Annotated in this window: 23 protein-coding genes and 1 riboswitch; of the genes, 3 read left to right on the top strand and 20 right to left on the bottom strand. The window is 40.3% G+C overall.

Features of this window, described 5'->3' with window-relative positions; all coding sequences use genetic code 11:
- Positions 1-105 precede the first annotated feature (105 nt).
- Positions 106-564 carry an SRPBCC family protein gene (locus tag AC58PQ_RS21490; protein WP_497245121.1) on the bottom strand — a complete coding sequence of 153 codons (459 nt, stop codon included), beginning with the start codon at positions 562-564 and terminating at the stop codon, positions 106-108.
- Positions 565-680: 116 nt separating this feature from the next.
- Positions 681-1,031: a zinc ribbon domain-containing protein gene (locus tag AC58PQ_RS21485; RefSeq protein ID WP_497245119.1), complete on the bottom strand. Its 351-nt coding sequence runs from the start codon at positions 1,029-1,031 to the stop codon at positions 681-683.
- 271 nt (positions 1,032-1,302) lie between these two features.
- On the opposite strand from AC58PQ_RS21485, the gene AC58PQ_RS21480 reads away from it, so the two are divergent.
- Positions 1,303-1,725: a Gmad2 immunoglobulin-like domain-containing protein gene (locus AC58PQ_RS21480; protein WP_497245117.1), complete on the top strand. Its 423-nt coding sequence runs from the start codon at positions 1,303-1,305 to the stop codon at positions 1,723-1,725.
- Positions 1,726-1,856: 131 nt separating this feature from the next.
- Here AC58PQ_RS21480 and AC58PQ_RS21475 read toward each other — a convergent pair whose 3' ends face one another.
- The 7 genes from AC58PQ_RS21475 to AC58PQ_RS21445 all read right to left on the bottom strand — a co-directional run bounded on the left by AC58PQ_RS21475 (position 1,857) and on the right by AC58PQ_RS21445 (position 8,253).
- Positions 1,857-2,744 carry an ankyrin repeat domain-containing protein gene (locus tag AC58PQ_RS21475; RefSeq protein WP_497245115.1) on the bottom strand — a complete coding sequence of 296 codons (888 nt, stop codon included), beginning with the start codon at positions 2,742-2,744 and terminating at the stop codon, positions 1,857-1,859.
- A gap of 77 nt (positions 2,745-2,821) precedes the next feature.
- Entirely contained in the window at positions 2,822-3,211 is a 390-nt protein-coding gene (locus AC58PQ_RS21470; RefSeq protein WP_497245113.1) for an RDD family protein, read from the bottom strand.
- A 155-nt stretch (positions 3,212-3,366) separates the two neighbouring features.
- Complete coding sequence (locus AC58PQ_RS21465; RefSeq protein ID WP_497245111.1) at positions 3,367-4,539, bottom strand: alanyl-tRNA editing protein; 1,173 nt, start codon at positions 4,537-4,539, stop codon at positions 3,367-3,369.
- A 27-nt stretch (positions 4,540-4,566) separates the two neighbouring features.
- Complete coding sequence (locus tag AC58PQ_RS21460; protein ID WP_497245109.1) at positions 4,567-4,899, bottom strand: low molecular weight protein tyrosine phosphatase family protein; 333 nt, start codon at positions 4,897-4,899, stop codon at positions 4,567-4,569.
- A gap of 24 nt (positions 4,900-4,923) precedes the next feature.
- Positions 4,924-5,505, bottom strand: coding sequence for a YdeI/OmpD-associated family protein (locus tag AC58PQ_RS21455; protein WP_497245107.1), 582 nt, complete (start codon positions 5,503-5,505; stop codon positions 4,924-4,926).
- A gap of 79 nt (positions 5,506-5,584) precedes the next feature.
- Positions 5,585-6,037 (bottom strand): NUDIX hydrolase, encoded by a 453-nt coding sequence (locus AC58PQ_RS21450; protein ID WP_497245105.1) that lies wholly within the window; start codon positions 6,035-6,037, stop codon positions 5,585-5,587.
- A gap of 104 nt (positions 6,038-6,141) precedes the next feature.
- Entirely contained in the window at positions 6,142-8,253 is a 2,112-nt protein-coding gene (locus AC58PQ_RS21445; protein ID WP_497245103.1) for a glycoside hydrolase family 52 protein, read from the bottom strand.
- 171 nt (positions 8,254-8,424) lie between these two features.
- On the opposite strand from AC58PQ_RS21445, the gene AC58PQ_RS21440 reads away from it, so the two are divergent.
- Positions 8,425-9,324: a helix-turn-helix transcriptional regulator gene (locus tag AC58PQ_RS21440; protein ID WP_497245101.1), complete on the top strand. Its 900-nt coding sequence runs from the start codon at positions 8,425-8,427 to the stop codon at positions 9,322-9,324.
- A gap of 160 nt (positions 9,325-9,484) precedes the next feature.
- Here AC58PQ_RS21440 and AC58PQ_RS21435 read toward each other — a convergent pair whose 3' ends face one another.
- The 10 genes from AC58PQ_RS21435 to AC58PQ_RS21390 form a co-directional block, all read right to left on the bottom strand.
- Positions 9,485-9,907 carry a hypothetical protein gene (locus AC58PQ_RS21435; RefSeq protein ID WP_497245099.1) on the bottom strand — a complete coding sequence of 141 codons (423 nt, stop codon included), beginning with the start codon at positions 9,905-9,907 and terminating at the stop codon, positions 9,485-9,487.
- Between the two features lie 477 nt (positions 9,908-10,384).
- Complete coding sequence (locus tag AC58PQ_RS21430; protein WP_497245097.1) at positions 10,385-10,837, bottom strand: GNAT family N-acetyltransferase; 453 nt, start codon at positions 10,835-10,837, stop codon at positions 10,385-10,387.
- 15 nt (positions 10,838-10,852) lie between these two features.
- Positions 10,853-11,311, bottom strand: coding sequence for an SRPBCC family protein (locus AC58PQ_RS21425; RefSeq protein WP_497245095.1), 459 nt, complete (start codon positions 11,309-11,311; stop codon positions 10,853-10,855).
- 39 nt (positions 11,312-11,350) lie between these two features.
- On the bottom strand, positions 11,351-11,782 hold the full coding sequence (locus AC58PQ_RS21420; protein ID WP_497245093.1) for a DUF2569 family protein: 432 nt from the start codon (positions 11,780-11,782) through the stop codon (positions 11,351-11,353).
- A gap of 128 nt (positions 11,783-11,910) precedes the next feature.
- A complete protein-coding gene (locus AC58PQ_RS21415; RefSeq protein WP_497245091.1) occupies positions 11,911-15,660 on the bottom strand; it encodes an RCC1 domain-containing protein in 3,750 nt (1,249 codons plus the stop codon).
- Between the two features lie 680 nt (positions 15,661-16,340).
- Positions 16,341-17,102 (bottom strand): copper amine oxidase N-terminal domain-containing protein, encoded by a 762-nt coding sequence (locus tag AC58PQ_RS21410; RefSeq protein ID WP_497245089.1) that lies wholly within the window; start codon positions 17,100-17,102, stop codon positions 16,341-16,343.
- Positions 17,103-17,408: 306 nt separating this feature from the next.
- Positions 17,409-18,059: a CAP domain-containing protein gene (locus tag AC58PQ_RS21405; protein WP_497245087.1), complete on the bottom strand. Its 651-nt coding sequence runs from the start codon at positions 18,057-18,059 to the stop codon at positions 17,409-17,411.
- Between the two features lie 5 nt (positions 18,060-18,064).
- Positions 18,065-18,197, bottom strand: a riboswitch (cyclic di-AMP (ydaO/yuaA leader).
- A gap of 380 nt (positions 18,198-18,577) precedes the next feature.
- Complete coding sequence (locus tag AC58PQ_RS21400) at positions 18,578-19,606, bottom strand: leucine-rich repeat domain-containing protein (protein WP_497245085.1); 1,029 nt, start codon at positions 19,604-19,606, stop codon at positions 18,578-18,580.
- Between the two features lie 16 nt (positions 19,607-19,622).
- Complete coding sequence (locus tag AC58PQ_RS21395) at positions 19,623-20,369, bottom strand: DUF4184 family protein (protein WP_497245263.1); 747 nt, start codon at positions 20,367-20,369, stop codon at positions 19,623-19,625.
- 38 nt (positions 20,370-20,407) lie between these two features.
- Positions 20,408-20,845: a DUF4362 domain-containing protein gene (locus AC58PQ_RS21390; protein WP_497245083.1), complete on the bottom strand. Its 438-nt coding sequence runs from the start codon at positions 20,843-20,845 to the stop codon at positions 20,408-20,410.
- A gap of 185 nt (positions 20,846-21,030) precedes the next feature.
- Between AC58PQ_RS21390 and AC58PQ_RS21385 the strand changes: the two genes are divergently transcribed.
- Positions 21,031-21,561 (top strand): DUF84 family protein, encoded by a 531-nt coding sequence (locus tag AC58PQ_RS21385; RefSeq protein ID WP_497245081.1) that lies wholly within the window; start codon positions 21,031-21,033, stop codon positions 21,559-21,561.
- Positions 21,562-21,911: 350 nt separating this feature from the next.
- Here AC58PQ_RS21385 and AC58PQ_RS21380 read toward each other — a convergent pair whose 3' ends face one another.
- On the bottom strand, positions 21,912-22,904 hold the full coding sequence (locus tag AC58PQ_RS21380; RefSeq protein WP_497245079.1) for a glycerophosphodiester phosphodiesterase family protein: 993 nt from the start codon (positions 22,902-22,904) through the stop codon (positions 21,912-21,914).
- Positions 22,905-23,100: the final 196 nt, after the last annotated feature.

Raw genomic sequence — 23,100 nt, 5'->3', positions numbered from 1 at the left:
CAAAGAGGTACCGTGTCAAGTTCACGCACAAAGCCAAAGCCAGCTGCAGAAGCAGCTGGCTCTCCTCTAAATCCATTTATTCGTAGCTTGCCCTATCAAGCTATCTTACTTAACATGTGCATACGGAGCCTTGTCCGATACAAGATTTAAGCGGATTCCATGCTCTAGATAAGCCTTCAGTCCGCATAAAACAATCGTAAAACCTTCCGTTGAATCAAGCGCTTGCTTAACGATTTCATTACCGTTGCCACTGAACCCCTTGTCCGTGATTGTCACGAAGGTTTCGTTGTCTGCTTGTGAGGTGAATGTCCACTCAACCAAAGTGCCCCAATTAACAAGAATTCGTTTGTTTCTCTCAATTTCTTCGACCTCAACTTCAACAGATGCCCCGTACATGGCCCAATCCCATTGAACCCGAGTTCCTGCTTCTAATCTTCCACTGCCGTGGGTGAACCAGAATTCCGCCGTAATCTCAGGGTCGATAAAAGCTTCAAATACCTCATGAACTGGTTTTCTAATCAGCATTTCTACCTTAACAACAGGATCTTGGATAAGTTCAGCCATCTTCCATGCCTCCATTACTTCATCTTCTTAAGTATAATAGCATAGGATTGAGGAACAAAAAATAAAAGCAGTTCCCACAGAAGCATTCTCCGGGAAACTGCTTTTTCTCCATTTACTTAAACAAAATGATGACCACAGGACGAACAGAACTTCGTGTCAGTTGCGACTACTTTACCACATACACATTCTTTTTCATTCCGAACCTCGGTGATTTTCTGTTCAATTTCGCTGATCTCTTGGTTGATTTGAGCTATGCCTTGGCAATAGTCCGAAACATTGGCTTCGATCTTTGTGAAATCCCCAGAAAGATGAGACGTATAGACCGATTCACCAATTAATTTATAGATTTTATCAATTTCTCTTTCTTTCGAAGAAATTTGAGTTTTGAATCGCGTAATCTCAACGGTTTGTTGTGCTTTCTTCGCTGCCTCTGATGCCCCTTGCTTGACTTTATCAAAAAAAGACATTCCCCTTCCACTCCCCGACCCTTAATATATTCGCTTCCTAACGAATCATATGCGAATATATCGTAAAGTAATACCGTTGTAGCTGCCGAGCAAGGACTTATTCTTGTGGAAAGAATAAACCGCTCGTATAGATCAAGCTAGTGTTGTATTAAACGGCTTGTGAAGAACTTACGACTGTATAATTCTGTGAAATCTCGGAAAAATTAACGTAGCCATAAAAATAACAATTTGCAAACCCTGATGAAGATAATCTCTCGTAGGAGGTGGATAGATGAAAAAAATATTTCATGCAGCAAGCTTGATCGTTGTTTTTTGTTTGATAGGTAGCGGTGTAGTTCAAGCCGCGCAACCTAAGGTTGATCAGCAAAATGAATTCGTCATGGAAAAAGTTTATGGCAACAAGGTCTTTCGTGATGTAAGCATTAAGAAGATCGCACCGAATCAATATGTTATAAAAGGCGAAGCAAGCGTTTATGAAGGAACAGTAAATTATGTGCTTTCAAATGGACAAACTGATTTGAAAAAAGCTTTCGTCACGGCAAGTCAAGGAGGTCCTGGGTGGGGAACTTTCGAAATTCAACTAGACACCACCACCACAACACCTAATGAAAAGCTTCATGTGATTTTGTTTGAAATCAATCAAGAAACGGGTCAACGAGTTAATGAATTGGTAGTACCTTTACCGTCAGGATAGACAACAAGGACATAGGAACATGTAGAGGCTCGCGCCATTTATCGGTTGAATTCATGCCGACAATAGCGCGAGCTTACTCATTTTGCGAAGCAAAGCCATCCGCCAAAAAGTCCAGTAAAATAGAAACGTGTTTAATGCGTAGCTCCCAAACTCATAAGTAATTGAACATTCTCATGTCGCTTCCAACCTATAGCAATATCAAGCGGCGTTTTATTATCTTTTGGAGTTTTCCTATGTATGTCAGCGCCATGGTGCACGAACATTTCTACAATGGCCGTGGAGTCGCATGCAGCAGCCCAATGTAAGAGTGTTCCGAGGAAATGAAACCCAGTAGGCATTGCATGTATCTTAGCTCCGCGTTCGAGAAGGTAAGCGACACTCTCAACTTTACCGTTGATCACGGCATAGACCATCGCTTGCTCTAACAATTCGTCCTTGTCAATCTCCGATTGAATTGCATGGTTAATCGGTTGCGTGTGTGCACTTGCGTTGGGGATTAATTGACCATCACTAAGAAAGTATTCCTGCATCAAATCGATCCGGCCCAGTCCCGCAGCGAACTCTAGGGTTACAGTCGCTCCTCGAATGACTAACATCTCGGCAACATCTTTACACCCGTAGAATAAAGCTTGTGCTAATGGTCGGAAATCATTATGTAAGCCATTTACAGAGGCACCTGAATCAATCAGAAACTCTGCCATGGCGACGTCATTCGAACTTACTGCCCATTGTAAGGGTGTCTCTCCCTTTGCAGGATCAATGGCTCGGGCATTAATGTCAGCACCCGCACCAATCAATACGCTCCCAGTTTCAATCTCTCTTGGAAAATTCCCCGGCCAATCACATAAGTGATTCAGCAAAGTCCTCCCTTGTAACGAGCGTACGTTTGCTAAATCGGGATATTCAGTCAGCAGGTACATGAGTTTCTCCACATCACCACTCTTTATTGCCTGAACAGCAATTGGAAAGACATCTGCCAATTCATGATTACTTGTAGTATCATCACAATTATTGGCCAAGCTAGCCACCTCACATTCAATCCTTGATTTTATTCTGAACGATATTGAGTACTTAGATAGGAACAATAGACTAGTAGCTAATTAATTTGTTTCACTTGTGTTCTTGCTAATATATCCCCAAACCTTCTTTGTGTGAGGAAAAGAAGTAATGCCTCAATTGGCCATAAAACAATGGTTATATTCCTTATTAGTAAACGATGTATACCAGGTGTAATACTTGCGTTATCTTTGTCCCTTACAGCTAATTTCAACACAATCTTTCCTATACTTCTTCCCTTATAAATGTCCTTTAGTACATAATAAATCATCCCAACAGCTAATATCTTATTAAAAGTTTCAAATGGCTTCATGTAATTAGAATCTGTTGGATAAATAATAGAATCCCAGTTTACTGCAAAAAATACTACGCCTATTATCAATGTTCCTATTAAATGATCAATCAAAAATGCTAATAATCTTCTTTTCATTTGTTATGTGCCTCTTTCTTCAAGTGTCCAACAGTTGCTAAAAGTTTCCTTAAATATAGTAAACAACTTCATTTATTGGCTCAAGTCTCCTAGCCCTAAAAAAGACCAACCCTCAAGATTATATAACCTCGAAGATCAGTCCTCCTTTTTTATTCTTACTTCCCTTTAATCTGCTCTTCCGCAAATGTATAAAATGCCAAAGCATCCTCTCCACTAGGGAAGCCAGCTTGAGCCATTTTATCGCTGCCGCCGCCTTTGCCATTGAAGCTTCCCAAATGGGCTTTGAAAAATGCTCCACAAGCATGCGAGTAATTCCCATTATGAGCAAATACAACTTTGTTCTCGGAAGTAGTCACGAACAGGATCGGCAAATCCGTCATCGAAGTTAACTTTGTCGCTAAACCCTGCATATCCTTCAGCGATCTATCCTCGAACTTGTGCGCTACGACTTCTTTACTTTCCGCTAAAAGCTCCTGCGCCAAATACACATCAAGCTTTTCTTTCAGCTCAGCTAACTCCGCCTGAACCTTCTTGTGCTCTTGCTCCCATTTCTCAATACGGTCCATGATTTCATCTTTACCTGTATTAAATTTGCCAGACAACACCCCAAGAATTCGGACATTATCATTAAATTCAGCGAGTGCTCGGAAACCGCACAGGAAATAAATTCGTGTATTTCCCTTCTGTTTTTCCGTTTTCAAAAGCTTAATCATCCCGATTTCACCCGTTGACGAGACATGTGTACCTCCGCATGCGTTATACTCCACGCCAGCCATCTCAACGATACGAATGTTCTTCGTCACCTTTGGCTGTTTGACAAGTGGCAGCTTCGATAGCTCTTCAGCGGTTACGAAATAACTGCTAATCGCACGATTCTCGTAAATCTTACGGTTCACCTCAGTCTCAATAACCGCCAATTTAGTCGGCTCAAAATCAAGCGTCTCCACATCGATCGTACAGTAATCTGTCCCGAGATGAAAGCTCACCGTATTAGCCTCATACAGATCTCGGCACACAGCCGAAAGCAGATGCTGTCCGCTATGCTGCTGCATATGGTCGAATCGGAGTTGCCAGTCGATTTTGCAATTCGCACTCGTTCCTTCTGGCATACGTTCCAGCTTGTGTAGAACTTCGTCCTCCTCCAGAAGAACGTCCAGGACAGGAATTCCGTTGATTTCACCTGCATCACAGGGCTGTCCACCCCCATGCGGGTAAAACGAAGTCTCCTCCAAGAGGACATAGATGCCATCTTCTCGTTCGAGCTTTTGGCTGAACGTTGTTTGCCATTCTTTCAGATAGGCGGATTCATAATATAGCTTTTTCGTCATGATGTTCGTTATCCTCTCAGTCCTAAACTAAATCTCAATATGCTCAGATACTCTCGCTTCCAGAATTTCAATTAATTCTTCATCCATGAATTGATAATCATCAGGAATATCCAGAATTATGATCTGCTTGCTAGCGATTTCCGTTTGAAATTTATCTTTTAATCTTCGCAAATGCTTCTTTTCCATCACAAAGATAAGATCTGCCCATCCAATATGGCCGTCAGTCACGCGAATTCTTGCGCCTTCTTCGGTGCCCGCTGATTTCACCACGTAATCATTACGTTTATCAAATATTTTCTCAGCCGTTAAACTTCTCCATTTGTTTTTACTACAGATGAATAATAATTTCGTTTTAACCACTCCCGAATTAAGCTACACTCGAATTTATGGATAAATCTTTTCCCCATTTTCAAGCATCAAAATAAATTCCTGAATCCGCTTCACGCGTGTCTCTTGCTTCTTCGCAGTATGAATCCGGAATGTGATGGCATATTTATTTTGCCGATCCAGCGTATCGTAGAAGGCCTTGGCCTCGCTGCTTTTCTCTAATTCCAAAGCAAAATCGTCTGGGATGGTTGCATTACTTTGCGGTTCATAGGCATTCTCCCACTGCCCGTTTTTCTTAGCTGCTTCAATCGCCTTCAAGCCAGACGGCTTCATTCTCCCACTTGCAATCAGTAATTCAGCTTTCTCTTTATTCACTTTGGACCAAATGCTTCTGACACCGCGAGGCGTAAATCGTTGGAGATATGACTGCTCGTCCGCTTTTTCTTTCTGACTATCAATCCACCCGTAACACAATGCGCTCTCAAGCGCCTGATCGTACGAAACTGAAGTGATTCGAGCGCCTTTCTTCGCGATTTGCATGCGAATGCCAGGTGAAGTGCTATGATGAAGCGCAAGCCACTTTTCAAAAGCAAGCTGATCCTCAAAAAGAAGCTGCGGTAATTCGTTTTTTGGGTTCAAATGTTTCCCCTCCTAGTTGTCGTCAAAACCATTGTACACATCAATTATCGCTTATACCAAGTAAATTCATACGCTTTCATTATACCTTTAACTCGCTCTCCTCGCCTAGAAATCCTAAGATTTCTAGCGCCATTTTCAAAATAACACGATTATTCTCATACCCATTCAGATTGTGTAATGTCCAAGCTTCAGCCGCGTCGTGCCACTGGACACCTCGGATTTCCTCCGTTTGAGCTTTGAGATCTCCACTAACTGCCTCGACTAAAAAATAATGCGTTTCTTTCTCTACATGCCCAAACTCCAAATGTTCGAATTGATAATAATTGATGATAAGAGGTTGTATGATTTTACCCACAATGTTGGTTTCTTCTTTGATTTCTCGAAGAGCGGCATGCTCAATTGTCTCTCCTTCTTCCATTCGACCTTTTGCAAAAGCGAGTTTCCGATAACGATCCACAATAAGCAAAATTTGAACATCGTGGTCTATTTTACGGTAAACGACACCGCCGGCTGAGATTTCCTTTTTCGTCATACGTTCAATCTTCCTCCAGTCGAACGAAGCTCTTCTTCTCCATTTTACAAATAGTACCAACAAAAAAGCAACCAAAGCGATTAGCTTCGATTGCTCACATGTGATTACTTCGTTTCTTGCAGCCATAAAATGCTCGTTACACCACGCGGGTAATACTTGCTTCCCGTGATCTCGCCTGAAATGATTTGATCACTCCAGCTCCAGATCGACAGGGTCGGGTGCGTCAACCAAACAACATGGGCTGCATCCGCTGCAGCTCCCGTTTCATCCCAAGCCAATCCAAGGATTTCACGTGCTACGAATTGGCACAAATAAATTTTGCTTAACCAGGAGTTATTACTTGTTGAGGAAAGCTTCCAACCGCCATCCTCGAATAGGCATATGCCTTCGACAAGCACGACATCCAGGTGTTTCTTCAATGCTTCGATATAAAAGCCGTAACGACCATTTACGTCAAGCGCAGACTTATTGCCTGTGAAATAAGGGAATACCAGTCCTTCAATCGCGGGAATGATTTTGGAATCATTGCCTTCCCCGACAACGGCAGGAATGTAACCTTCTTCGGTGACGAATGACGTCACGGTTTGGGCGCACTTCATAGCTTGCTCGCTTGAAATAAGAGCCAGATCTTCTCTGCCATTTTGAGCAAAAATGGTTTCCATGGCCACATAAGCCGCCCAACATTTACCCGCCATATAAATATTGTTGCGTGATTGTCCGAGGGAGACGTCTAAGCTGTCATAGGTTGTGATTTCCGCTCCACCCATGGTGCGCGTGCTGTCCAGTGACATTAAACCATTACGCAGCTCCGGATTCGGATGATCACGATTGATCATGCTCGTTAAACATTTGTCAAAAATCGAGAGATTCGCTTGAAGCCATGCTTGATCATCGGTATGCGCCACATAGGTTGCTCCGCATAATGTCCAATTCACTAATTGCTCATGTGTCATATGCGAGAAGCAATCGTCCAAACCGTAAAGCTCATAAGCGGAATAACTTGGGCGAGAAAGGGTGTTAGCAACCCCCATATCATGCGTAAAGGAGATACCTCCCGAGTTTTCCGTAGTGTCGCCAGGGAAGCAAACCTTATCTTCATAGCTATAGCGTTTTACGAACATATCCAACTCATTACGTACCGTCCATGGATTCACAGCCAACTCATAAAATAACTGATCAACCGTCAAATCGAACGTGTTCATCATCCGATATTCGCCTTCATTGACGATCCAGAATGGCTCATCATCCATATCCAGAAGCTGCGTGTTACCATTGTAGCTGCGGATGGCATGCGCAAGCATGAATTTCTGATCAGCCGACAAGCGAGAGTTCTCTATTTTAATGTCTGAGCTTTGAGCAAGCGCAGCAAGCTTATCGAAATTGCCCAAAGCGTAATCAGCAACCGCTTCAATATTTTTGAATAAACGTGCGTACGTATAAGATGCATCACGACCCGCGGTAACGATGCCAGAACGATGAAAGCATATAGCGAACTGATACGTACGCTTCTGACCCGCAGGCGTATCTGCGAACAAGGCACCAACCGTACCAAGGCCGAATGTCAAGTTTTGGGCAATCTTCATCTTCAAAATATCTTCGATACTGAAATACATCCCTGAACGCACTTCAGGATCTCGGGAAACAATCGCCGTAATCCGACCTTGTCCCACTCCCGCGGCGCCTTCCATCGTATCATCCAACCTGCGCATAGCACTGTACGGATCTGTCCCTTGATACCCGAAGAAAACTCTTCTAGAAGACGTGCCTTTGGAATTATCAACGGTAATGGTAGCAAGAACGGCTGGGACGAGAGCTAAACGAAGCTCCTCATCACTTGCTGTTGTTGGATCTGGAACCGACTGTGCCGGTGAAATGAGACTAAATTCCAAATCGCCAGCTTTCCACGTATCGGTGCTGACTTTGAAATCTCTACGAATCTCTTCTTGTGCAAAAGGAAACAATAGCTTCTTCTTTTTCGGCTTCGGATCTGGATTCTCGATATCGTAGCGAAGGCTTTCGTCTTCATTCACCTGCTCGAAGAAAGGCAATGCGTCATAAGTGCCGCCTTGGATGGATTCGAGTCCAATATATATATTTTGCTTAGGCGGACGTGCTTGTTCTAAATCGAAGCCTCCGCTTTTGCCTGGAAATCCAAGTGTAAAGCTTGCAAATGCGCCAACGGGCGAATGGTGTGCGTTGAAAAATTGATTCTTCATAACAGGATGCTCCTCTCGGTCATTTGCCCTTATTATACAATGATCAAAACCTTGAACCCATGGGCAATACGATCTTTCATTTGGACAAAAGAAACATTTGATTTCTACCCTATTTAGATGAGATAGTAATCGTAACGAATCGATCATCACCTCTTCAAAGGAGCCTTCTACATGAAAGTCTTTCAACAAGAATCATTACCCAATGGTCTCGAAAATGTCGTACATGGCGGCATGCTGCCCGATATTCAGACATCTTTTCGAATTTTTGCTGCGCATCTTCGCAAGGTTAACGCACAATGGTCATTTCCAGAGCATCAACATCCGATGTTTGAGCTGAATCTCGTCGTAGACGGTTCCCAACGTATGCGAGTTGGCGAGAAGCATTTTGTACAGAAGCAGGGGGACTTGGTTTGGATACTTCCGAATGAAGTGCATGCTAGCTTGGGAGCAGTCGATGACAGTATGATGGAGTATGTGTGTGTGCATCTGGAGGTAACCGATCCTTGGTTTCGTCAGCAATTAAGTCAAATTGGGCAGATTGTTCACCCGTCTGGCAGCAAAATGGAAAGCTTACTTCGTCCCATTCTTATGGATCTTGCGCAAATTGCCAGAGAAAATGCCTCCAGTGGACTGAGTCTGAAGCTGCAGACGATGCATGCTTCATTTCGTATTTTCACCGCGTTAAGCGAGGTCTTACTAGACGAAGCTGTGGCTTCTACCCAGTTTAATGGGGATTCTGGTTTAGCCGCGAAGTTGGCAACGCTGATTGAGCATCAAGCTTCAACGACGATGAAGGGGGAGGATCCTTTTCGAATTACGCTCATAGCGAAGCAGCTCGGTTATACTCCCGCGCACTGTAATCGTGTTTTTCACAAAGCTTACGGGGTCTCGCCACGTCATTATTTAAGTACAATCAAACTCCGCCAAGCCAAACTAATGCTAATGGACCCGACCCTTTCGATCGAGCATATCGCGGAACAGCTGGGTTATAAGGATTTGTCGCAATTTAGCAAACAATTCAAAAGATGGACGAATTTATCCCCCACCGCCTACAGACATCTATCTTGGTAAAATAGGTTGGGTATGGCTGAAGATAGCATAAGTTTTTCAACCTCCTCCTGTCCTATACTCAAAGATATTAGATGAGGTTTGAGGCGAGGTTTACATGAAAAAAGGAAGCCTGGGACGTGGAGACACGTCTTGGCTTCCTTTTTTGGCTACATACGGGAACCTATTTTAAATTGAGTTTCACATTTATTTTCTTTGCCTCTTCGGTGAGAAGTGATATCGAGTACTTTCCTTCAACCCCTTCAAATTCAATGAGACCACTAGTTGAAGGTGAAATAACTTTCTCCCACATAACCATATTCGATTTTATGACTTGGAGAGTTACTGTCCCTGTTTCAACCGTTGATTCATAAGGAATACTGATCTTCCCAGCGGCTTTTATATTAAAATTTTCAATCTCATACGTACCTTTTAAACTACCAATACTGAGTTTAGTGTTTCCATTTACTTTGGACTTACTTGTAAACGTCGACACATTATGGCTAACCACGAAGTCTCCACCGAAAGCAACAACAAGTTTAACTGTTACCACAGCAATAATGAAGATCGCAAAACTGATTATGAATATTTTTAATCGTTTATTCAATTGTAGGATCCCCTCTACCACTTAAAATGCTTTTTAAGATATATGTTTAACTTCGTGAAAATATTGATTTTTTCAATGACGATTCTTTCACTTCTAACATCATTTAATTTATTTTGCTTCTCCTTGAAACTAGTAAAAATATCGATCCCCAGATCATAGACCTTTAACATCATTTCATCTTGTGAAATTTCTTTCCTTTTACGAATTTCCGTGATGTACGCAGCAAAATCCAGTTCGGTTGAGATTCCTGCTATGGTAGAACAGTAGGTATCAAAGCTTAAAGATGCTGAGATTAATAACTCATCTAAATACAGATTTCCTGTTTGTTTAAGTATGTTTTCAACAAGTAGATAATAATAGCGATAAAATTGTCTATATTTTTGAAACTAGATGCGATGTAGAATTTCAAATAGATACCTCCGTTTTTGCTAGGCCAATCTAAATTGCAAGTTCATTTACTCTATTGACTCCCTTAAATTATTCTAATTTACGTATGAATCCTGTTTTCAAACCTTTGCTAAATCCGCTTTTCTCATAAAATCGATGAATTTCTTCTCTCTTTGACCCTGTCATCAACATGACCTTATAACAGTTATAATCCATAGCAATTTCAATAGCTTTATCTAATGCCATTCTAGCAAACCCATTGTTTCTGTATTGTGCATGTGTTACCACGTTTTCTATAAGTCCATATGGTCTTGCGCTTCTAGTTAAATTTTTAATAATCGTCAACACGACCGAAGATACGATCATTCCATCTTTGCTTACAACAATGATTTTCATATATGTATCATTCAAAATTTCATTCCATAATTCCTCAAGCTTATTATCAAAAATAAGATCAGGATCATGCTCATGTAAATGCTTATACAATTTTAAAAGCTCACCCCATTCATCCTTCTGAATCAAACGAGTGGTCACATTAGTCATTTCATTTAGCTCCTTTTATCTAACTTTTTCAATAAGATTCTTCAATTGTTTATTCCTATAATTCAAAAATCTCTTCATATAATTCTTCAAAACAACTCGTTCAACCATCCAGCCGATCCAACCCAATGGAGCCTCGAAACATAACGTATCTTTCATCAAGGTGCTTTTCCCTAAATCAATAAACTCATGTTCGTGTCTCATACTTTTGAAAGTACCTTTTAACATTTCATCTACAAAACGATAGGGCCGAACATAATTCGAAATGAGCGACGTATGTTTTTGCCTAATTAAGAAGTGCCTCGCTTCAAAAGTGACCGTTTCCCCTCCTGATATCATGCCAGTAGTTGTCCCAGCAATCGCTCTTTCCTTGGTATGAGGCCACACGGTCTGCGTATGTATATCTATATTTCTTGCCATGTCAAAGCAAACATCAATCTTAGCTGCAATTTCGATTTCCGTGAAAATTTTTATCACTTTATGCACCTCTTGGTTCAATAAAATCAGCTTATATGCTTAATTCACAAAAGTATCTTTAACTCTCTTAGATCTCAGAAAATACAAAATCCAAACCAAACTAACTATTCCAATAAAAATGGATAAGTAATATGAATTTGGTAATATATGATACCTGAAAAACACATCTCCAATAGCGACCATTCTTATCAAAATACAAAATGCTTCAAAGCTAATCATGATCTTTGGCGTGTACTTTTGCTTTGATACGACTAGCAATAAAATTAAACCTGATAAAAGTAATTTAATAATTGTTCCAATAGAAATGATTGTTTGTAACAAACTTCCATCAATTACACTACTAGAAAATTGTCTAATTACTGTAATTGATCCCAAGCCATACAATGCTGTACTGAACATCAAGGTAATTACATAAAGCAGTAACCATCCACCTATTTGTTTCGGATAGTTTTCTTTCAATAAATCAGACATCATGTCATCTCCAAGTTCAATTTATAAATCTTCTGTTTATTACATATTTCTATTATACAATTTATAACAAAATATCCCTGCATTTTTATGAACAAAAACAGCCTCCCAAATGGAAGGCTGCCTTTCTATTACTTAAGGATATTTATAAGCTGATCGTTCAACTTTAGAGTATTCAGAAGAATTGTTAAAGCTTCTGCACGAGTTGATTGCTTATTAGGAGCAAAGCTACCTTCAGATTGACCACTGATAATTCCTAGGTTTGCAGCTTGAATAATTTGATCTTTATTCCAAGCACTGTCAATATCTGTAAAGGTCTTAGTAGTTGTTTCAGCTTTCAATGAGATAATATTGGAAATGATTGCAATAATCTCGGCACGAGTAATTTCTTTGTTCGGTTTAAATGATCCATCTTCATATCCTTGGATAATGCTAACACTAGCTAAAGCTGCAATAGCATTTGTTGCCCAGTGATCTTTAGAATCTCCGAACGTAGAAGCAGTATTTGATTCTAGACCAAACAACTTAGCGATAACAGTAGCGAACTCTGCACGAGTGATGCTGCTATCTGGACGAACAGAGCCATCAGCATAACCATTAACTACACTCATATTAGTGAAAATCTCGATAGTGTGGTTAGCCCAGTGATTAGTAGTATCTGGGTAGATGACTGGTGTTGAGTGATTTGATTGAACCAACCTAGTAAGTCTGGAAACAAGTTGGGTTTCGTTTACTACGCTAGAAACAAAGTGACTTACCACTGGTTTTGTTTCTGGTTTAATCTCTGGTGTTGTAACTGTAGGCGTATATCCACCGCCACCACTATTAATTGGTACAGATGAGATGTTAAAGGTAAGTGTAGTCATCTTAGCCCCATAGATCCCAGCATAAACTCCATTTGCATGTGTGACGCCTTGCTTTATTGTTGTAAATACACCGTTATTTACCGTTAGAAGATTCGTATCCTCGACAGCCCAATGCATCTGCGATGTTACATCTTCAGTCGAATTATCAGAGAAAGTAGCAAGAACAGTTGGAGTTACTTTATCCCCAACGTAAATGTTATTTACTTTTGAGTTAGCTTCGATATGCGTTAATGTTTTAACTGGTCTTACTGAAACATTAGCAGTTGAACTGTAATTATTATATGTAGCTGTGATAACTGTATCTCCAACTCCAACAGCTGTAATTTCACCTAAAGAATTAATTGAAGCGACCATCTCATTTTCTGATGAAAAACTGGAATACTTTGTTACCTCATCTTCACTACCATCTGCATAAGTTACTTTTACTAGAGTTTCAAATGTTTCACCCAGCTTTAATGTATACAAATTTGATTCAAATAGTATAGATGTTAGATAAGATGTGTTTTCTTTCTGGAAATCAATATTATATCTTTTACTATTACCATCTTGAGTTATTACATCAATGATAATAATATTAGATCCAACATTCACATCTATTGGCATACTATCTTGATTAGCATTTTGTTCAATTCCATTTACTAGAATCGTGTCTTCTAAGTTATAGACATTCGCTCTAACCGATACACTTGTAACAGAATTATTAACTTGTACTGAATATTGAGTATTATTTGGTGAATATACTGGTTGTAAATCACCTTGTGAGATATGAATATCTTTTAACTTTGCTTCCTGTTGAGTGATTGACTTGATAGGAATATTTTTATTTATACTTAACCATGATTCCCCATTACCTAACTGACCATAATAATTTGTTCCCCATGCCCAAATAGTTCCATCTTCTTTTAAAGCAAAATTATAATCTCGTCCACTGAATATTGAGCTTACACCAATTAATCCTGCTACCTGAACCCAAGCATATTTATTTGTAGTTGTACCATCGCCAAGTTGTCCACTTTGATTATTCCCACTTGCCCAAACAGTCCCATCGGATTTTAATATTAGGGAGTGTTGATAGCCAGCTTCTACAGCTTTTGCCCCCATTATTCCTGGAAGTTGTCTTGCTATGCTAACAACATTTCCACCTAAACCTCCCCATACCCAAACAGTTCCATCCTCTTTTAAGGCAAGATTGTGATATCCTCCACTTGAGATTGATGATATTCTATCTAAACCTAATACTTGAATTGGAGTATTCTTATCTTTAGATGTGCCATCACCTAATTGTCCATTAAAATTTTCACCACATGCCCAAACCGTACCATCTTTTTTTAATGCAATGGTATGATTAAAACCACTTTTTACACTAACGATATCTGATAGCCCATGCACTTGAACTGGGGAATTTCTATAAACATTTGAACCATCCCCAAGCTGACCTTTATAGTTCGTTCCCCAAGCCCAAACGGTGCCGTCATTTTTTAATGCAAAAAATTGCCTACCATTTGCACTAATATTAGTAATACCAGCAAGATCATCAATCTGAGTTGGTTTTTGATATATTATTGTCTGCTCGTCAGGCTGAAGGCTATAAGTTGTTCCCCAAATCCAAACAGTGCCATCATCTTTCAATGCTAGAGTATGAGTTTCAGTAGCAACGATACTATTAATTGAATCTAAGCCTAATACCTGTATTGGTATTGTGCTATCATTTCGAGTCCCATCACCTAGTTGATGGGCATTGTTATTCCCGAAACCCCAGACCGTTCCGTCCTTCTTTAAAACCGCAGTATGTTGAACTCCCCCAGCTATCATCTTTACATCAGTTAGACCTTGTATATGTGTTGGAACTTTTAAATTAATATCCTTTACAGAAATCCCATTTCCAAGTTGTCCATATAAATTTGAACCCCAAGACCAAATAGTCCCATCTTGCTTTAATGCAACACTATGAGAATAACCTGCCGCTACATCTTTTACTTCAGAAAGACCTAAAACCTTTACTGGAACTCGCTGGTCAAGATTTGTACTATCCCCAAGCATTCCTCCACCATCATTCTCTAGAAAGTTCACCCCCCAAGCCCAAACTTCTCCATTTATATTAACGGCTAAGTTATGAAATTCTCCAGAAGCTATTTTTGCAATATCAATAAGACCTGTGATCTGTTTTGGGAGTAAACTATAGTAATTTGTTGTACCATCACCCAATTGTCCCTTATTATTGAATCCCCATGCGTAGACTGTACCATCATTTTTAAGAGCAATATTATGTGAACTTCCACTTTCAATCTGTGTTACTCCCACAAGATTTTGCACTTGCACTGGGGTAATACTATCTATTGTAGTACCATCACCCAATTGTCCGCTATAATTTTGACCCCAAGCCCAAACTGTACCATCTTTTTTTAATGCTAGGGAGTGTAAAGCTCCTTTTGATATTGAAACTACATCGTTAAGCCCAAAGACTTTTACTGGGGTTACTCTATTAATCTTAGTTCCATCACCAAGCTCACCATCACGATTGTATCCCCACGCCCATACTGTACCATCTTTTTTTAAAGCAAGTCCCCCATTGGCTATAGAAATAACATCTGTCAAACCTTGTACATTAACAGGAACCAATCTACTAAGTAATACTCCATCTTCAACTGGTGTTCCATCACCAAGTTGTCCATATGCATCTGAACCCCATGCCCATACTGTTCCATCATTTTTTAATGCATACGTGGTTTCTCCACCCGAAGAAATATCGACAATACCACTTATTCCCTTTACTTTCACAAGACTACTTTTATCATCTCTTATTGTCCCATCACCAAGTTGACCATATAGATTCGATCCCCAAGTCCAAACAGTACCATCGTTTTTAAGAGCAACCGTATGTCTTGAACCAGCGGCAACCTTGGTAAAATAAGGTGTAACTGATGGCTCATTCGATTCACCCAACACCCTGAATGGCATAATTACTGAACACAACATGATGATCAGGCATAACATTGAAAACTTTGTTCTATTCATTCTTTTCTCCCCTTACTCTTCATAGTTTTACATAATTCCTAAATATTTGATCGATACATTTCAGTTTAATCCATACTATTACGTAACGCCTATTTTTCATAGGACTTATTTCTTCCATTCCCATGCATCACAACTTCCACTCCTGAAATTCAAAACAATTTTTTTACAAATAAATCCATATGAGTTAGAAAGTTATATGGACTGACGCTGATTTTGATAACTGCATCTATTTTCAATCCTTGACAGAAGAAGTGAGCGTTGCTGGAGAAGTTGAGGAAACAGGTATTTTGCAGGACTACTCAGAAGATACCATTACGATAGACGGAGGATATTATCTAAGGATGAATTGTACTTTTGTGGTGTGAGTCTTTGCACCTATTTATGTGTATCATCTCCAGACACCTCAAATGTCTTGTAAGCAGCAATTCTATTGAACAATGTGTAGCACAAGTACACATTGGCTAACTATGCTCGGAGTATCAGCGGTTAACAAAAAGAACACCTTTGAATTAGGTGTCCTGTGACTTGGATAGATATTATTGATTGAAATAACATGTCCCGTTCGGTCATATCATGTTAATTTCCGACAAAAAAATAAACCGCAACAGTTTTGTAGGGTGGTCAATTGTACTAATACCGTGAGTCTAAAGATTGACTTATGTTGAAGCTTTGTATATGAATCATTTATCACTAGCTACATCATGAAAATATACAACTTCTTCCTCGAATGATGCCCACCAGTCTATAAAGAATTTTCCGTATAATTCTTGAGGAACGTCTGAACCTTCAAAGTCGGAAAAATAATCATCCCACTGTGCTTTCGTCATTTTCAGAGTTTTTCCATTTGTGTCCGTGTATGAAATGACGGAGTTCATGTTTTCTCTATCAGACCACACATTGGCGGCTGTGATATTAACTCTGCGCATTGTTCCATCCCATTTAACATCATATCCTGAGTTCTCCGACACAAAGCGTACAGGAATCATTGTGTTGCCATCGATTATTTTTGGTGCTACAGGTAACGACTTTTTTACCCCTTTAACAGTAGCATTTGTGCTGCCAATCGTTAGAGAAATTTTAGTTCCATCCGATCCTGTGCCTGTAACTGTTTTCGTTGTGTCATTCCAAGCCACGCCGTATCCAATTGCTTCGAAGATAACTCTCATTGGCACAAGAGTTGAACCATTATCAATCACTCCCGTTGCGGGAAGCTCATATCCTTCCAGGAAGATATCAACTTCATTGCTGACAGGCTTTACTTCTGGAACAACTGGCTTAACATTCCATGTCTCTCCAAAAGTGCCAGTTACATTTCGATTGATAAATTCCAACCACGCCCGATCCGCCTCTACGTCTCTAGCAAATGCACTAGCAGATAAAGCTGTGGTGGCTATCATTGCCACCAGTGTTGCCGAAAGAATCTTCTTTGTGCTATTCTTCACTTGTAAATCCTCCTATTGTTGTGTGATCTGATATAATTTGTTTCGCAAATCGCCATGTACATCTCTACCCGTTGTGGGCATCACTTCCTAAAAGACTTGTAGTGACGAATTTAAATACGTGTTCTGCTACCTGAAATACTAACAGGGAGTTGTTAGGAAAGTGTTGCAATATGTGTGGTAAATTTTGCGAATGGTCAAACCCATAACTAATGAGCTAATAGTACAAGCACACAACACAAAAACGCCTGTAAAGACTCTACAGACGCTTAATTGTATTTAATAATATTATTTACTATGTGGCATTTATTAGTTAGCGATAAATTCTTGAACCCACTCACCATTATAATAACCCACGCCTATTTGCGTGTAATTAGGACTTAAAATGTTCTGACGATGTCCCGCGCTGTTCATCCATGCTGTAATGACGGCTTGTGGTGTTTGTTGACCCTTCGCGATGTTTTCACCCGCGTAGGAATAGTTAATTCCGTAGGAGCGCATCATATCAAAAGGAGAACCGTACGTCGGCGATGTATGATCGAAATAACCGTTGTTGTACATATCCTTCGCTTTATCTAGCGCCATCGCGGTAAGCGCGCTATTACTGGTTAAAGGCTTCAGTCCAGCCTTAGCTCGTTCCTGGTTAACAATGTTAACCACTTGGCTAGCAAAAGTAGATTGCGTTGGCGCAGGCGTAACCGATGGTTTGGTAGCAACATTTGAGCTCGTGCTTCCAGGAATATTGAGTTTCATTCCCGACCAAATTACGTTCGGATTGGCAACTTGAGGGTTTGCCTTGATAAGCGAAGATAGGCTTACACCATACTTCTTGGAGATCAACCACATGGTATCATTGCCTGCTACCGTATGAGCTCCTGTTGCAGCAAATGCCGCGTTCGCCCCCATAAGGACGCTCAAACCTAGTGCACCTGTAACTACTAGCTTTTTGTAACGATTCAAAATAAACCTCTCCTTTTTGCGGCCTGCGAGGTTAGCTGTCGGATTCGGATCAAAGAGTAATCACCCGGCCGCGGATCGCGGCTTCACCCCAAAGATTGGGTCCCCCGTGCTTCAAAAAAGCTTCGGCCTTCTAAGTTTTTGATCCAATATGGATCTAAACGATTGTAACATGTGAAATCTGCGAAAACATGGCTCAAAATCTTCCAGTTGCTTTATGTAAGCGGAAACAATCTTCTCAGTACTCAAATGTCGGTATGCAGGAACCATACTCAAAAAAGAGTCGACTTTGTCGACTCTACTAAATAAACTTTTGAAATTAATTTACAGGAATATCGAGTTCTTTACGGAGTTGATTTACGGTCTTCTCATTTTTTTGGTATTCTTCTTTTCCTTTTTTCAATTTATCGATTCTTTTTTGTACTTCTTCTGCTTGTTTGAGATACTTATCGTCGTTATATCTTATCGCATCTGCTTTAATTCCAATAACACAAAGTGTTAAGTCCTATTTTTTGGGATTTTCATAACGAATCTTGTGACAGATAAACGTATTTCAGTTCCTTCATAGCATAGAGGAAATCAGGCTTCCGATTGATCATACATACGCCTAAGTCCAGGAATCGTAAATTCTTCAGCTTCTCTAGCTCAATCGGTAGCTCATGGATCGAGGTGTATTGAATCGTAAGTTGCTCTAGTTGTTCCAACTCTCCAATCTCCGGTGGGATGCGGTTTAAGCTGATCTCTTCCTTCGGCTTGAACCGATAACCAGGAGTCGGCCGATCCGAACTCGCACATTGGATACTAAGTAATCTCAAGTTCTTCAGATTAGCTATGGATGCGGGAATACTCTCCAAATCAGCTGTCAGGATTTTCAAGCGTTCAAGCTTGATTAACTCGAACAACCCTTCAGGTAGACGATAAAGATCCTGTTCAAAAATTTCAAGATCACGCAGCTCTGTCAGTTCCCGGACTCTCTCAGGCAGCTCTGTCAGCCTATGTCCACTTATATTTAGCCAGTCAGTTTTATGCTTAATGGCATCATCTAGCAGACGATCCAGGTCACGGTGAGCCTTTAATTCCAAAAATAGCCCTGTAATTCGATCCATCAGTTCGATTGCTTCTTCCTCAGTTACGTCCATACCATACATATGTTCATGCACAACCGAGTAAAGGTAGTCTCCGCCACCTGCTTTCAAGAAACACAAGTCTTCCGGCACTTTAGGATAAATCCAATCTGACAGACGGTTTGCCATTTGCTTTAAGACGTTCCCGCTTTCTTCACAGCATCTATATAAATAATAGGTTCCCGAGGAATAAAAGGCATGACTGCGATAGATATTGCTAACTCGTCTAATTTCATCGATATCATTGCTTTGGATTACTATTGTCTTTACCAGGTAAGGTTCCAACGATTCCAATACGCTTGCGTATTGGCCCCGTACCTCAGCAACCGCAATTTTCTCCCCGAGCACAAAACATTCTGAATTCCGAATCGCCAAATCAATGACCTGCTCGTACGCATCGCCTCTAGGGTCTGTATACAATCTCATCCCATTCGACTCCCTTCTATTTTAAAACTACTCTCTTTCGAAAAATAAGACTTGAAACAATTAGCCCAAGTATGAATCCTGATATGGGAGAGACAACCAATATCCCTAAAACATTTGTACTTGTCGTTAAAACCACCTTGGTGATTACCACGACATTTGTAATTAAAAGTACGACTACCCAATAAATGATCTTGCTTTTCATATCAACTCTTCTAAAAGGTCTTTTCGTATATGGGCTTTTGATTATTAAAAATAGGAGTAGCAGCATCTGTACCAAGATACCAATGATCGAAAGTAGATGTTGTAGTAACTTGTACAATGGAACTGAAACATATAAATTCTGTAAAACAGTAAAATTCATAACAAAATAACCTGATTTATGCGTGAACGAATCGACAAATACATGACTATAGAATCCAATGACTACAGACATTAAGAAAACGATCCAATTCTTACTATTTCGTAGGTCAAAGTGTCTAAACGAACAATAAGCCTTGACATCGATATGTAAAAACGAAGGAAGATGAATCGTAATTACCTTCATAATGATCTGTAGTAGGAGTAACATGACAATACATATAGGAATTGATTGTAGTAGTAACCCCTTAAATGTGTGTCCTATACTTTGATATGGCTCAAGAGCAATAAAATACTCAAAATCAGGCGACATACTCCCAAGAATAAGACCCAATAAGCTAAAATATCGGGGTTTAATAAATTTTATCGGAAATGAATACAATGGATGAGCAAATGTAAATGGCAAAAAATCACTCCCTGTAAAACTGATAATCAACAAAATATCTATCCCCCGCTACCCGCTACCACGAAGTTAAAAGATTGCCCAATCGACGCATCTGTACAACCATCCAGCTTATAGGAAACACCTTTTTCTATTTTCTCTGAAACGATACGTGTACATTCTGTTTTTAAATGTTGGTTGTCACCATGACTGTCCCCTGAATTATCATAGGTATAGGAGATCTTATCTTTTTTGAATGCAAAATCATAATGAACTGGATCCCCTTCAATGGTCATTTGCGTTATGCGGATCTTACTTTCGACGTGACCTTCAACATTATTCAGAAATTGATTGAAACGATCCAGATTGATAATTCTGCCATGGATATTAATGACGTCTCCTTTTTCAGTCGCTTTATCCACGTCGTATTTCTCACCTGAGCATGAAGTAAGTAAAATAACACTCAACAATACGAAGAAACCACGAATCAATAATTTCATCCCTTGTTCCCCCTAGACATTCCAACTATATGTTTGACGCAACCGAGACTGGAAATGTTTTGTAATTTTTGAAAAAGCTTTAGAAAAAGCATATTCATCCGTTACCATCCCAGAATTGAAAACATGTTATACTAATGCTAAATTATCAATTTTAGCCGCATTTGGTTTGTAGGGAGTTGTTAGATATGTTTGAAAAAGAGGTAAGAATTGCGTTAGGCACGCACAATCAAGCGAAACGAGCTGCTGTGGTGCTGGCTGCTGGGGTAGAACCGATATGTCATTCTGTCCCTTCTGGTGTTTCTGATCAGCCAATGACAGAAGATGAAACCATCATTGGGGCCATCAATCGGGCGAAAAATGCACTTGAAGCTGAGCCCGAAGCAGACATTGGACTTGGCCTTGAAGGCGGGCTTACCTATGACGAGATCCATACGAAGCAATGGTATCTTTTCTCTGTTTGTGCTGCTTGGGACGGGATGCAGCTTTTCGTCGGTAAAGGGCTTTATTTACCAATCCCCAATGTAATTGGAGAGAAATTGAAGCTAGGCGGAATCGAGCTGCGACATATAATTGATGAATTGAGCAATACGGTTGGGAGCAATCACCAAGAAGGCGCTTATGGATTGTTTACCGACGGAAGAATTACGCGGCGTGATATTTTTCGGGATGCGGTCATTGCCGCAATCACACCGTTTCAGTCTTCTTTTTATAAGTAAGGTTATGCTAAGAAAGCGTGCATGAGAAATGTCAAAGATGCTAAAGTACACTTATTTTCTGGGAAAAGATCATAAAATAGATAAATTAGTGTGAAAGTGCAACCTTTTGGCCCTAAAAAGTGCCAAAATGATGTGTGCTGGCTATACTAGTTGCACTTTTGCAAGCATTTTAGATCAAGAGGTTAATTCCAAAAAAAAGGATGCACTTTTGCATTTTTCCACAATCTTCAGTTTACTTTTATTTTGGGAAATTGAAAAAAGGGTGCCCCTCGCCATTTTTGGCTTGGGACGCCCTTTTTGGTGTTGGAGAAGGTGAACAAAAATCGAATACCACTGCAGTCCAATTTCACTTAGCGCTGCTTCTCCTTATAGAATGGTGCAATGCGATCAATCCGATTTGTCCAAATTCCTCCTGAATAGTTTGACGGAAGTCGCTCCAAATCCTCAAGTGTATCAAACCCCGTTGAAAACTCCGTGCCATTGCCACCAACCACGATAACTCTTGTGTCCACTTTATCCATTCGGTTTAAAAACTTGTTCGGCCATCCCCACAGCAATGGTGCCAATTTCTCAGGAATATGAATTTGTATATGTTCGCATGCAGCAGGCGTAACACCTGTCCAACCATAGGCAAGGTACGGAAGTAGGCAGCTTTTCATCGTATCTACAGAAATGATGCGCATCTCAGGCAGCTTTTCCTTCACAATGGCAACAGGTACGTTCCCGCCATAAATCGTCAATTGGCTTCTACGCTCTGGCGATAACTTTGTCAAGATATCAACCAGCAGGTCCCCTTCATGGGGATCATCCGTTTTAATATGTATGAGGAACATTTTGTCTGAAAACTGTGCGAATACTTCCGTTAACGAAGGCATTAATCCGACCCCTTTGCCTCGAAAAGGGTATGATTTTCCATTGTCGGCCGTATAGCCGTAACCAATATCTACCTTTTTCAACTCAGCCATCGTGTAATCTTTAGACTGGCCTTTGACATTCGTCCGACAGTCGAGCGTCCAATCGTGAAAGACAGCAAATTGATCATCTTTGGTTACGTGGATATCAAACTCAACCTCATCCGCACCAGCGTCAAAAGCTGCTTGCATCGAAGGGATCGTATTCTCCAGATAGGGATGCTCTGGTTCAAAAATACGTTCAGCTGTGCACGTATCGTTTTTCAGATTTTCAGTGTGAAATGTTTGTGCGAGCCCGCGATGTGCCATTAGAAACGGATCCTGACTTCGTTCCTTGGCAAGTAACGATGTGTTATTCACGTAGATAAATCCAATCAGAATAAGCAACGCCCAGACCATTTTATTTTTATATAGTTTCCTAAAGCGTTTCATTTGTCCTCCGTATTCACATGATAGGCAATTCGACACCCTAAATGGTATTCGTGAAAAGCTTCATATTTCCTTTTACTGTAGACGAATTGGTCTATGAACAAATAAAACCCGATTGAGCTTTATCCTGCTCCACCGGGTATCTATCCATCCTAAATCTATCAAAAGTGTTTTAACGAGCCCTTTTTTTCCGCTTATG

The organism is Paenibacillus sp. J22P143 (assembly GCF_059692035.1).
This window is presented reverse-complemented; position numbering and strand designations above follow the sequence as displayed.